General features: G+C 44.9%; 11 protein-coding genes and 1 pseudogene. 3 read left to right on the top strand and 9 right to left on the bottom strand.

Features of this window, described 5'->3' with window-relative positions:
• Positions 1-11: 11 nt before the first annotated feature.
• Positions 12-425 carry a hypothetical protein gene (locus tag KB186_RS03115; protein WP_229088024.1) on the bottom strand — a complete coding sequence of 138 codons (414 nt, stop codon included), beginning with the start codon at positions 423-425 and terminating at the stop codon, positions 12-14.
• A 93-nt stretch (positions 426-518) separates the two neighbouring features.
• A pseudogene (locus KB186_RS28395) lies at positions 519-656 on the bottom strand (HEAT repeat domain-containing protein); the annotation flags it as partial.
• Positions 657-1439: 783 nt separating this feature from the next.
• Between KB186_RS28395 and KB186_RS03110 the strand changes: the two are divergent.
• Together KB186_RS03110 and KB186_RS03105 are read left to right on the top strand one after the other, a co-directional pair.
• Positions 1440-1769, top strand: a complete 330-nt coding sequence (locus tag KB186_RS03110; RefSeq protein ID WP_048032327.1) for a helix-turn-helix domain-containing protein — start codon at positions 1440-1442, stop codon at positions 1767-1769.
• A gap of 195 nt (positions 1770-1964) precedes the next feature.
• Positions 1965-2126, top strand: coding sequence for an anti-repressor SinI family protein (locus tag KB186_RS03105; protein ID WP_173609800.1), 162 nt, complete (start codon positions 1965-1967; stop codon positions 2124-2126).
• A gap of 99 nt (positions 2127-2225) precedes the next feature.
• On the opposite strand, the gene KB186_RS03100 is transcribed toward KB186_RS03105, so the two are convergent.
• The 7 genes from KB186_RS03100 to KB186_RS03070 all read right to left on the bottom strand — a co-directional run bounded on the left by KB186_RS03100 (position 2226) and on the right by KB186_RS03070 (position 10846).
• On the bottom strand, positions 2226-2738 hold the full coding sequence (locus tag KB186_RS03100) for a DUF3907 family protein (protein WP_221867239.1): 513 nt from the start codon (positions 2736-2738) through the stop codon (positions 2226-2228).
• Between the two features lie 156 nt (positions 2739-2894).
• Positions 2895-4079, bottom strand: a complete 1185-nt coding sequence (locus tag KB186_RS03095) for an ABC transporter permease (protein ID WP_232773085.1) — start codon at positions 4077-4079, stop codon at positions 2895-2897.
• Positions 4069-5259, bottom strand: coding sequence for an HlyD family secretion protein (locus KB186_RS03090; protein ID WP_221867240.1), 1191 nt, complete (start codon positions 5257-5259; stop codon positions 4069-4071). Before KB186_RS03090 ends, KB186_RS03095 begins: the two co-directional genes overlap by 11 nt.
• Before the next feature lie 28 nt (positions 5260-5287).
• Positions 5288-5869 (bottom strand): TetR/AcrR family transcriptional regulator, encoded by a 582-nt coding sequence (locus KB186_RS03085; RefSeq protein WP_173609804.1) that lies wholly within the window; start codon positions 5867-5869, stop codon positions 5288-5290.
• Between the two features lie 127 nt (positions 5870-5996).
• Entirely contained in the window at positions 5997-9203 is a 3207-nt protein-coding gene (locus KB186_RS03080; protein ID WP_221867241.1) for an AfsR/SARP family transcriptional regulator, read from the bottom strand.
• Positions 9204-9325: 122 nt separating this feature from the next.
• Positions 9326-9949, bottom strand: coding sequence for a YhcN/YlaJ family sporulation lipoprotein (locus KB186_RS03075; RefSeq protein ID WP_173609806.1), 624 nt, complete (start codon positions 9947-9949; stop codon positions 9326-9328).
• A gap of 57 nt (positions 9950-10006) precedes the next feature.
• Positions 10007-10846, bottom strand: coding sequence for a copper amine oxidase N-terminal domain-containing protein (locus KB186_RS03070; protein WP_330873249.1), 840 nt, complete (start codon positions 10844-10846; stop codon positions 10007-10009).
• Positions 10847-11069: 223 nt separating this feature from the next.
• On the opposite strand from KB186_RS03070, the gene KB186_RS03065 reads away from it, so the two are divergent.
• Entirely contained in the window at positions 11070-13118 is a 2049-nt protein-coding gene (locus tag KB186_RS03065) for an exo-beta-N-acetylmuramidase NamZ domain-containing protein (RefSeq protein ID WP_232773251.1), read from the top strand.
• Positions 13119-13255 lie beyond the last annotated feature (137 nt).

Below are 13255 nucleotides of genomic sequence, written 5' to 3'. Positions count from 1 at the left end.
TTCAGGTATAGTTACACGGCATAAACATAACGGCTTTTCTTGTCCACCTGCTCATCCTCATTGATTTGCTTTTTGTAACTGGCATACGTCTCAATCATTTCAGTATTCTGACAAACTTCCATATCGTTCGTCTTCATCAAGGACTCGAACAATGCCGTTGCCAAAACAGCATCATATTTGAACAGCAACCTCATTGACTGGATGCGGACTTCCTTGTCTTCCGAATCGATCTGCCGATATACCAAATCGGCAATCTCCGCGGTTAAAGGAGCAGACCATCCAATCAAAGCGATTTTATTCAAATCCTTGTCCGTACTTCGCAAACATTCAAGCAATAATGGTGTGCAATCGAGATCTGTCTCTTTCATGATGTCAACGGCAAGGTAATGATTGCTTTTTCGATGTTTTACAAGGAGCATCAGCATGTTCCTTATATCCTCCAGATTTCTCGCACACTTAGCGATAGATCTCGCGATGATAAAATGAGTAGGATCGAGTTTTTTTGTCTGTAGCAATTGTAGAAGTCTTGGTACAGCTTCCTCCGACCGCATTGCTCCTAGAAAGTACGCTGCATCGATCCTTATCCAATGGAAGCGACTATACAGCCTTCGGAGGTTTTGCTTGACGAGTCCTGTATCCTCACATAGTGTAATCATTTTCTCTCGGTGGCTTCCTGTTAGAGATTCGATCCATTCAATGAGTTTTTGTTGCAGAACTCTCATTTCCAAACGATTTAATTGCCAGTAAGGCGGTTTCAATCTCTCAGGCGAGTCCATCTGAGACTGGATATACGTGAAGTAGTCTTGAAACTGTCTCAGGTAAACGCGCGTTCTCCTTTCTATCAACAAGTTCCTTGATTTAATCACCAAGATCCCCATAAAAAATAGTATAATTATTACAATTAGCAGGCAGATTACCGTTACTGCTTCTGACAAATTGGCATGCAGAATGGATCTCTCCTCTCCGATTTTTTTTGTACGTTTTTCTGTGCATCCCTATCCATTTCAAATCGACAGCAGTAAGCGCCGTTCAAATTCGAAACTTTCTTTATAGAGAACACTTTGTTCGCTTTGTTCTTTATAAAGAACGATTTGAAATTAGTATCCTGTACAAGCAAAAGAATGTAAAATATCAATTTTCTCTAAAAATAGACCAAAAACAGCGAAAATCGACTATTTTGTTGAATAACGTCTGAATATCTCGTTTTTGCTCAACCTTAATAACGAACAACGCGTTTCTTATAAAGAACAACCACAATTATAGATACTTAGCCATAATGGGGCTACATTTCATCTAGTAGAAAGGTAATTTTTTAGCAGTGTCAGTAGGTTCAATTCGAATAAATGAGCCAAACGACACAGGACTAGTCCCACAAAAAGTTGTGTTTCAGCTATGTTGACGTTATAATAAACGAAGAGATTTAAAGGGGTGGCTATTACATGATCGGCTCGCGTATACAGCAGCTTAGAATAGACAAAGGCCTTTCTCTTTCTGATTTAGCTGAACGCGCTGGTGTCGCCAAGTCTTATCTGAGTTCAATCGAGCGCGGCATTCAGCGAAATCCTTCTATTCAATTTCTTGAGAAAATCGCACTAGTATTAAATGTGACAGTAGACACATTGCTTCAGGAAAAAGATATTCCTTCAAGCGAGAATGTTGATGAAGAATGGTACAAGCTGATCGAAGAGGCTATGAAATCCGGGGTAAGTAAAGAACAGTTTCGGGAATTTTTGGAGTACAATAAATGGCGGTTAAATCGACATAAATAACATTGTTGCCAGCACTGAAATAGTGGTGGCTTATTATTTTTTGCATGAATTTAAAACAAAAGTCACAAATACTAGATTTACATATGAAACTGAATTAAGTATCATTTCTGATATAAGCTTTTTACCTATCTTTTTCCAACCATTTTTTGGGTATTTTATTTGTTTTTACAAAAGGAGGGTAAAAGGGGAACTAACATGAAAACCACTCCGTCTCCTAAAGATCTCCTGGATAAGGAATGGATCGATCTAATCCTTACAGCACGAAAAATGGGATTAAGCATTGAGGAAATTCGTTTTTTTCTCATGAACTCTCCTCTCTCTTTTGATGAGGAGAAAAGTGAGTACTTCGAAGCATAATGTACACAGCCATTATCCATTACGCTACACTTTTATAAATAATAGGACTTCCATCAGGGTTCATCCCTGATTGGGAAACCAAAGAAAAACACAGGCTTATTAGGCCTGTGCTTTTTCTATTTGCATACTTTTTTTCGCAATGTAGTCTGTCTCATAATATTGAAGATCATTACGCATCTGTTCGAACACTCTGGCCAGGGACAAGGTCAACTCCTGCAACTCAGGGACTACCTGCTTGCGGAAAATGATACAGTCCTGACCTGTATAGGCCAACCGCCCATCTTCTTCGTAGACCTCACCTTTTGGATAGTAGAAGTTATTTATACAGGTATGGTAGACCTGATACAATACTTCCTCGGCAAACTCCTCATGGAATCGTGCGCGTCGGAGTGATACTCCCAGCCTTTCGTATGCATTTTCGCAGTAGACCAAAAGGTGGCGCAAGTCGGAAAGATAGTTACGGTAATACGTTTCAAATTCTTCAGGATCACCTGACGCAGATACTAGAGCAGATAAGGTAACCTGATTCAAAAAACGTTCCACTTCCATGCTGACCTTTTTCAACTTGGTGTACGTCTCCTCGCACAATTGCTTTAGATGAGTCGCTGACATAAAGTCCCCCTAGTGTTGAAGAATCTGCCTTTTTTATAATAAGTATAAAGGAAGGATTATTTATTACACAAGGGTTATTTTTATGCAGCCTGACTGCCAAACAAGATGCATGTAAGTAAAAAAAGGCTACGCCATAGCTCTGGCGCAGCCAAATTCTCATATTTCTACAGCCGTTTGTTCTCTAACTTTCCCCTTCATTTTCCTTATCTGCAACAAATAAATCACATAGGCTGCGAACAACCCGATGAGTGTCATGAAGCCGAGAACCATAAAGTCGTCCATGACTGTTGACAGCCCGTGGCCCTTCGTCAAAATTTCTCTGACACCATCCAGGAAATAGGTCAGTGGCAAAGATTTTGCAATTGCAGCAATCCCTGTTGGCATCGACATCAGTGGCCATGTATAACCCGATAGCATGAAAGAAGGTACGGCAATCATCATCCCGATCTGTGTAGCTTGGAGCTGGCTGCTGGATACAAAGGAGATGGCATAACCGATAGCCAATACCGCCAAGTTAAACATGGTAGCCAGTAGCATTAGGTCAAACGTGCTTCCGTAATAAGGGATATCAAAACCTTTTAACATCAGAGTAAACGCAAGGAACATATTGAGTGTCCCTGCCAGAAAGTACGGCAACAATTTGCTCGCTGTGATCGCGAAGAAGCCATGGCGAGAGAGTGTATCCTTCCAGGTACCCTCTTCTTTTTGTTGGGCAACCGACAATACGATTCCGAGAAACAACACTTGTTGAAGCACTGTACCTGCAAGACCGAATACCATGAAGGACAGGTAGCTGAAGGTCGGGTTGTACAACACTCTGTATCGATAGTCGATACCCGTAAACATGTTTTTCCCTTCTTCTCCCCAGCCGCCGAGTGCTTCCATCTTCTTCAGCGTGGTTCCTGCTGAAACAGACTTAATCGCTGTATTTGCTGCTCGAACTGCCGTATTCGAAATCATGATGTTACTGCCGTCGATAACAGTCAGTACCTCTGCCTCTCTCCCAGCCTTCACATCCTTTTCTAATCCAGCAGGAATGATCAGGGCGATATTTGCTTCGCCCTTGTCAACCAACTTCATTGCTTCTTCTTCTGTTCCTACGATTGACGTGATCCGAAATGTATGATCGACCTCAAAGGCGCGATAGAGCTCACGACTCAATTCGGTTTGATCGGCATCCACCATCACAGTGGTGATCTCCATTACTTTTTTCTCACTGTACAGAAAGCCGAACATCGTCAAATAAATTAGCGGAACGAGAAAGAGAATATTGCGAATGGTTTTGTTTGCAAAAAGATTTTTCCATTCGCTCCAAAATAGGTGAGAGAAACTATTCACCATTACCAGCTCCTTCAAGTTGCCACTCAACCGTCAGACCTGGACGCAATTCCGGATCGGACACCAGCAGCTTCACCTGGAAGGAACGAATGTCACGATCACCGAGTTCTTGTGTCGCTTTTTTCACGGCAAAGTCAGCAGCAGGAGCTACAGTAACCACTTTGGCGTCTACTTCTCTGTTCAGGGCTGGGACAAACAATTTCACTTGATCGCCTGTTTTCACATTCGCAAGCATGTATTCATTCACATAAAATTTGACATAGTTGTCTGCTTTCGTTTGGATCGTCAAGACGGTGAAGCCTTGCGAAACCAGCTCTCCCTTTTGAACGGCTACTGATTTTACAATACCGTCTACTGGAGCTGTCAGCTTGGTGTTGTTCACATAGGCTTCCATTTCTGCCAGTGCACCTTTTGCCTGCATGACGTTCGCTTCTGCGGATTTAACATCCAGCTCCTTCAAGCCTACCTGACCTCTCCCTGCTACCGCTTGGTTGTATGCAGCTTTTGCTTGATCCAGTTGTGCTTGTGCGGCATCGACTTGCTCTTTGCGCGATCCAGTTTGAGCCATTTTCAACTGCTCTTCTGCTGCTTTAAACTCCGCTTGAGCTTTATCTGCTTGCATCTGCGCCTCTTCCACTTTCACTTGTGGAACGGCGCCTTCCGCCATTAATTTTTTCATTCGTTCCAAATTAGTCGCGGCAATTTGATTCGCAGTTTGTGCTGCTTGTAATTTCGCTTTGAGCTGCGTAATTTCTTCCGAACGCGCTCCATTTTTGTTCGCGTCAAGCTGCGCTTGCGCCGAGTTTACTGCTGCTTTTGCTTGGTCGACTTGAGCATTGCTGGAGTTATCCGTCACTGATACTCCTTTTTTTGCCTGATCAAGTCTGACGAGTGAGAGCTTGTAAGCAGCCTCAGCCTGTTCTTTCTTCGCAAGGATTTCCGCGCTGCTTAGCGTGGCAACTACTTGACCTGCCTTTACTTCGTCTCCTTCTTTTAAGGAAAGCTGTTCGATGGAACCGCCCATTTTAAAAGAGAGGTCTACCTCTGTTCCCTCGATTACACCTGCTAATTTCGTTGTATTCTGACCAGCCATGCTACTCACATTTGAACCAAACAATACAGTTCCAAGTACTGCAATGCTGACTACAAAGCTACCTACACCGATCCATGCACGTTTGTTCATCTGTCTTCTCCTCTTGTTTTACGTTTCTCTAGACGTTATTTTGAAACATTCCTGAAAGCATATAACGAAGCGTCTGTTTATCTGCGGCACTGTTCACTGGCTCTTTGCGAAACTGCTTGCGTAGTACAGTAAAACCAACCATGCCAAACAACGAGGAAGCAAGTGTGCGAATATCGATATCCGCCCGGATATACCCTTGCTTCTGCAGTTCCAGCATGTGAGACTCCATCGTGCTGAAATAGCCACCTAACAGATTGCCAACCATCCTGTCGCGCTGTCCATCTCCTGAAAAGGCACTCAGCAACAGGAAACACAAATCTTGATTCTCGGAAAAGAAGCGAAGATGCTCATCCAACACATTCAGAATGCGATCCTCCAAGGAAAGCTCTTCATTCTGCATCACATGATCTACATGGTAAATCAGCATCTTCACGCCTTTTTCTATCACGTACAAAAACAGCTCTTCCTTTGTGGAAAAGTGATAATAGAGTGTTCCTTTTGCCACCTGTGCCATTTCCGCGATTGCATCCATGGTCGTTTCGCTATAACCCAATTGGGCAAATGCGGTTAAAGCTCCGTTTGCAATTTGATCTTTTTTTGATGGTGCCATCACTCCTGTCCCCTTTCGATTTTTTGAACTGACTGGTCAGTACAAAGATTATATTACGAATACTTCCTAGTTTTGTCAAGCAGCCATTGCTCTATGTACAAAAAAAGATCGCTTTGTGGGCGATCTTTTACGACTCTATAATTTGAAGGTAAGTCTCCATAGTTGCAGGCATTGGTGCGACACCGAGGTTCTCCTTTAGTTTTACTACACATTTTTCATACCAGCGGATTGCCTGTGTCCGATTATTTTGCTGATAATACGCAGTCATAAGTAAGCGGTACGCCTCCTCCCAGCAATCGTCCACTCGCAAAATCGCCTCACACCAGCGGATCGTTTTTTCCAATTGCCCGTCCTCTAGCATGATTTTGGCTACCCTCTCTGCTCCGCGTAAAAACAGCGCCTGCACTCTCTCACGCTCTTCTACACACCAATCCTCATAACGGCATTCCGGCATGTAATCACCCAAGTAATACGCAAGCCCTTTTTCCAAAAGGATGGCCCCCTGACGCGGATCAGACTCTGCCAAGCCCAGTGTAACGAGCTTCTCGAACTCCTCGACGTCCATATGGTAGCCCGATGCCAGATTGAAACCGTAAGAGCTGCCATGGCGTTGAATGAAAAATGTGTCCGTTCTGGCCGCACGATCTGGCTCGAGGGCTTTGTTCAACGCATTCAACGATACTTTAAAATCACGAATTGCCGCTTCTTCAATACTGTCTGGCCATAGCCGGTTCATGATTTCTTCCCGGGCTAATAAATGATGTCTCTTCGTCAATAAAAGCTGAAACAACAGCTTGGCCGTCCCACGCTGCCATGCCTTTTCGCTCAGTTCCCGCTCTCCCAGCCATACACGGAAAGCACCGAGCGTCTGAATACGAAGGGTATACCCGGGGTGGAAAGTCACGTTTTGCAAGCCCAAATCATTTAACAGTTGAGAGACGTAATCCGGTGATACCTTGCGGCGCTCTGCCTCAATCAGAATTGGCATAAGCTGCTGTACATCATGCGGTGTAAGTAGAGTAGGTCTCTGCAAAAGGAATGAATATTCACCGGACTTCATCAAGGACAGCGCTTGCGTCACTGCAGGTACGAACAAATCCCATTGTTTCTTGCGATAAGCCAAGAAGCTCAACCACAGTTGACAAATGACGACGCTGTAGCTGTCCCCGCAGTGACTGAGTCGGTCGGCACAATCGATAAAGGTAGCCCATGCTTCCTCTTCTTTCCCGTATTTGGCATAAGCAATTCCAATCGCCATGCGTACAAGACTGCCTAACCAGTCGTCGCGCATTGCCTCTGTCTCTTGTATCCCCCTGTTGCCATATAAAAGCGCTTGGTCTAGTACCTTTTCTCTTGCATGAAGCAAGGTTAGTCCCAGAAGCGTTTCTGACTTTCCCCGTGTCGACTGGAGCTCCTCCATGATTTGCAAACCTTTTTCATAAAGCTGGCGAATCTCGTCCGTAGGCAATGTTTGACTGATGAGGGCCGCATGGGCTTTTCGAACATAACCATTCGCCTCTACAAAAGGGGAATGCGCTGCACGTCCGAGTTGTATGGCAGTTTCTGCTGCTTCCCACCCTCGCTCCCATTCGCCATTCAATGCATACACAAAAGATAGGAGCAAAGAGGTCTCCCGATACGATCTGGTCAAGGGAGGATGCTTCCTCTGTTCTACCTGCCACTTACTCTCCAACAGCTGAATGGAGGACTGTAGTCGGCCAGTACGAAACAATAGGCGCGATTCCAGCTCAACCTCCGTCTGCTGCTCTAATTCCTGACTCCGTTCATACCAAGCAGACGCCTGTTTGGCATCTCCGCGATTCGTATAAATCTCTGCCAACAAGCGATACAGCCTCGGCGCCATCTCATTCTCCTGTTCAAATGGGGGCAAGAGTTGAATCGCTCTTTTAAGCAGTTCTTCTGCCCGGACGCCTTGTACGCTGTCGAGATGAACGCGTGCTTGCCCTTCCAGCCCTCGACACAATCCGATTTGATCTTGCTTTTGTTCACATTGTTTCAAAAATTGCTCATAAGAAGAAAAGGCCTTCGCATATAGACAGCGATAGCGTTCTACTTCGCCTTGATAAAACAACAGCCAATGCTGTTCACACTTGATGTGATCTGGTAACAGCGTAATCCACTCATATAAAAAGTCCAGCTTCCCTTCTTGCAGCAACCTTTCCGATGCTTGGCACAGCCATTCGCCCAGCACCTCCCACTGTTCGACGAGACGCAACCGCCCAAAAGCTTTTGCCTCGTCCCCTTTACGTCTGTACCAACCTGCGGCCTTTTGATTGACCTGCAGATATGTCGCTTGATTCGCAGCCAGCTTGCTAGACAGGAGACGCTGGAAAAGTGGATGAAAGAAATAATGAGATCCTGTTTGGACATGAAGAAAAAGATTACAACGCTGGGCTTCCAACAGGTGCTCCATGCATCCTTCCCCAAGTACTTGCTTGCAATCCTCCAAATCGAATTGTTCGAGAACCGCTGCCTCCAACAAGAAGCCCTGCATACGTGCATCCAACTGTGTCCAGACTTCTACTTCCAGCAAGTGCAGCAATCGGGATAATTCACGCAGACTATCTGATACCGTCTGCCCCCTCGTTACCATTTCACCAAAAGTGCGCAGCGCCATCACCCAGCCTTGCGCCACTTCTTCGACTCGGCCCCAATCGTCTTCGGACAGTGTGATGTCGTATTGATCTGAATAAAAGGCCTCACTCTCCTCCAGCGTAAAAGAAAGGTCATTTGTTGTAAGTTCCAGACACTCCCCTCTGGCGGACAACAAGTCGAGATTGGACCATTTCGGTCGGGAACGCGTTAAAATAACCAGCTTGACCTTTTGTGGAAGAGCCTCGGCTAACCGTTGAACAAAACGATCAACTTCACTACCATTCTCAATTCGTTGGTAATCGTCCAAAACAACTATGTGGTCAGCCTGGAGCTGTACACACTCCCCGACAAACCAGTCAACCAGTACCTTACTGTCCAGGGAGGGCACCGGACTTTGCTCTGTGATACGTTTGAGTTGCTCTCGCAATACCTGTCCAAAATCAGAATGAACCTGACGAACGCTTTCGACGAGACAGATGACAAATGCAAGAAGGGCATCGTCTCCATCCTGAATGGTATACCAGGACGAAGCCAGTGCATCATCATGTAAAAATGTAGCCAAAGAAGTCGTTTTGCCGTAGCCTGTCCCTGCATGTATGAGACAAAGCTGCGTATATTTCAACAATCGTAATTTTTTTGCCAATGCAGGTCTCCGTAAGACATACGGCTTCTGTCCTGGAGGAGTTATTTTGGATATTGGGATGTGGATTGGAATCATACAATGTGCACTCCTTGCCGTTCTCCTGCTCTTCTTTGACTATTTCCCCATTTCTAACTATTCTCCTGCCGTTTGACCCTTAATCGACAAAAAGCCCACCCGGGAGTCCAGGTGGTGCTCTTTCAATCCACTAAATTATATCCAATAACAGTATATCCAATATCATTTAACAGGACTTGAAATTCCTCGTCACTGATGTGCTCTCCGTTCGAAATTCGTGAATGCAAATCTGCGATTCGGTCATAAACAGCGCGATTGGTAGACACATACAAAATGTTGAAGCGTGTTTCTGCTTGTAAACTTGACCTCATCCGATTCACAACACGTCTGTGCAGCGAATCTGGATGTCCATTATCGACTCGCACAATTTTTCCAGGCGTATACGGGATCGACGTCCGCGGATTGACTTCGTCAGGCTTTGGTGTATCGACTGGCAGCACACCTACAATCAAGTTATCCTTGTACGCTAACACCTTGATATCAGCTACACCGGGCAGCTTTTCCGCATGCCCCTCCAAGGACGTCACAAGCTGCGGTTCTCGCTGATGAACCCTCTTTTGGCTAATCATGGCTGCCGGTCCTTTGTCCCTACCGACGTTATCGTTCTGGAAGTTAATCCCAAGAGATTCAAATTTGGCCTGATTTCCGTTCTGATCTTCGGTGCCCTGTTCTTTGTTAGGCGAACACCCTGTCAGCAAGCCGGCAAACAGGAGTACTGCAATGATACTCCTACTTATTCGTCTCACAACAAAAACACCTCCTTGCACTTAGTGTGATGTGCAGGAGGTGTTCTTACTCAAACTTTAAGCCCCTAGATCATTGGAAATAAATTCGCCTTCATAAACATCTTTTTTACCCGCTTTTTCTGCTTTTAGCGTAAAAGTACGGATACCGTCATTCGTATGCATTTCAAAATTGAAAGTTCCATCTGAATTTACGTCAACTTCATACGTCTGATCTTCCATAACGATCACGAGCGATGCTTGAGGGTCAACCTTTCCTGTTACACCGTACAGACCAATTGTTAATACATTGACAGTTTTTCCTTCAATGCTTCCTTTATCAATCAAATCAACCTGCTCAGCCTTTTTCTCATCTGTTGCTGGTTTCGTCGGATCTTTTGGCTTTTCCTGTTGACCAACTTGATTAGGGTTCACATTATCCGCAATCAATACCGTTTGTGTCTTCGGATCCCATTCAACCTTGTAGCTCAGAGCTTCCGCGATGAAACGAACAGGTACTACAGTACGCTTGTTCACAATCTGTGCAGGCACGTCGAGGTTGATGGTTTGTCCATTTTTGTTGGCAATTTTTTGAGTAACCACCAATCTGATATTATCCTTTCCTTTGTTGATGGTCACGGTACGCGTTTGTTCATTCCATTTCACTTCAAATCCAAGACTCTCTGCAATCGGACGAATCGGAACCAATGTCCGCCCTTGGGTGATAATAGGTGCTTGGTCAGGAAACGCAATTTGTTTTTTATTGTACTCCACCTTAACAGCATTCTGTACGGCTTTAGGTGCTCCAGGTGCAGTCGCTGCCGCTGCAGAAAACGCTGCCATCGGTACCAAGGCAATCGCTAGCAGTAATGAGGTTACTTTTTTCAGCAAAACATTCACTCCATTTCCAAAAAGGTTCACACGATTCTTAATCTACTATAGGATGAAGGCTGTTTCAAGATTTTCCTGTAGACTCCCTTTCAAAAGAACATTTCTTCCTAATACCCCTCCCCTTTTCCGTTACCTTTTTCTGCTCCTTTTGACCTAATTTCAAATTGTTACAAAAATGCAACCATCTTGCATTGCAAAACCGTTACAATAGACAAGAAGCGACAGTATTTTATCTTGAAAGAGGCAATGAATGATGAACAAATTTCTCCCTTTCCTCATCCTGGCACTTATCTTAACTTTAATTCCTCCAGTAGGAAGCTCCGCCAATACGACTGCCATCCAATTGGGAAGTGATGTACTGTTCAATCAGTTCCACCATCTCATTGAAGGCAAAAAAGTCGGGTTAATTACGAATCAAACAGGTCAGAACAGTCAAATGGTTAGCACGATCGACATGTTACGACGAGATCGCTCCGTCCATTTAACCGCTCTCTTTGCACCTGAACACGGCCTCGACGGAAAAACGGTCGCAGGAAAACAAGTAACGAGCTTTGTTCATCCCGTCTACGCTATTCCCGTCTACGGCTTGTCTGGATCAACCCGCAAGCCGACACCAGAAATGCTGAAGGACATTGATATTCTTCTCGTTGATTTGCAGGATATCGGATCGAGAACCTACACGTACATATCTACCTTGCAATATGCCATGACAGCTGCAAAAGAACAAGGAAAAGAAGTAATGGTACTGGATCGACCGAATCCTCTCGGTGGAACGATTGTCGAGGGTCCTGTAGTTGAACTGCCATACCGCTCTTTTATTGGAGTGGATACCCTCCCGCTTGCACATGGCATGACCATCGGAGAGCTGGCCTTGTTTTTCAACCGTACCATCGGTGTAGATCTTACCGTCATTCCGATGCAAGGGTATACACGCAACATGATTTATCAACAGACAGGTTTGGCCTGGATTCCGAGTTCTCCGCACATTCCTAGCTTGACCTCGGTTTTCGGATATATGGCAACTGGTTTGGGTGAGGGTACCCCCATTCGTCAAGGCGACCATTTCACTTGGATCGGGGCAGAGGGTCTAGACTCGCACAAGTACGCTGATCTGTTAAATGGAAGTCTTCTACCTGGCGTCATCTTTATTCCTGAGAATAAAGGAACTGCAGGGGGAGTACGTCTTCAGATCAACGATCCATATCAGTTTAACCCGGTAAAAACAGGTATTTACGCGCTGGCATATGCCAAGCAATTACAACCATTCCCTATGCCAAAAAGTACGAGTATGCAAATCTCCATGTTCGACAAGGTAATGGGTACCAACAAAATCGCTCTGCTTCTCGAACAAGGCAAATCCCCGCAGGAGATTGTTTCTTCCTATGAAGCGGATCTGAAGAAATTTGTTGAGCTGCGTCAAAAATATTTGATCTATGGCAATGAACCGTTTATTCCGATGCAGCCGCTTCAACAGAAGCAGCCAAAGCAGCCTGAACAACCAAAGCAACCAGAACAACCGAAACCATCCAAGCCTGCAAAACCAGAGACACCGACTCCACCGCAGCCTGGCAATAACAAAGGAACCACCAATCAAACGAAGAAGCCTGAACCTGCTACAAAACCGATCCCTCAGACACCGAAGTCTTCTGAGAAGATCGCTTACTTAACCTTTGACGATGGACCCTCTCCTGTAACTCCGCACGTTTTGGATACGCTGAAAGCGCATCAGGTCAAAGCCACCTTCTTCATTGTGGGTCGTGAGGTAGCTGGTCATGAGGCCATTCTCAAAAGGATTGTAGCTGAAGGACATGCGGTGGGAGGACATTCGTATTCCCATAATTATCAGCTTGTTTACAAAAATATGGAGAGCTTTTTTGCTGACGTGGAAAAAGGCAGCCAAATGATTGAAAAAGCAACCGGCATAAAACCAACCGTATTCCGCTATCCAGGTGGCAGTACGAATACCGTCAGTTTGAAATATCAAGATCCCAAACGTTATAACAAGGAACAAACAGTTATGCATGCGATCAAAGCAGAGGCGAAACAACGTGGCTATACGTTTATCGACTGGAATATAACAAACGGCGATGCGAGGAGCAACAAATACACAGCCGCGCAAGCACTGGCAAATATAAAGCAGCAAGTAAAGTCACAAAAAGAAATCGTTGTCTTGATGCATGATTCAAGCACCAAATCGCCAACAGCTCAAGCTCTCCCCGGAATCATCTCGTACTTGAAAGAAAAAGGCTATCGTTTTGAAGTCATTCAAGCCGATCGCCCGACTGTTTCCAATGTAAAATAATTAAACAGCAAAAAGCCCGCTCCCTGAAAGAGCGGGCTCAGGCTGTCGAGAAAGTCGACAGCCATTTTTATTTCACTTAATCTTAAAGCGACACCGCGTTAATGTGTTATTATTTTTATAATATCATTTAACAGTAG

This window comes from Brevibacillus sp. AF8 (assembly GCF_021270385.1).
In the GTDB taxonomy this organism is placed as follows: domain Bacteria; phylum Bacillota; class Bacilli; order Brevibacillales; family Brevibacillaceae; genus Brevibacillus.
This window is presented reverse-complemented; position numbering and strand designations above follow the sequence as displayed.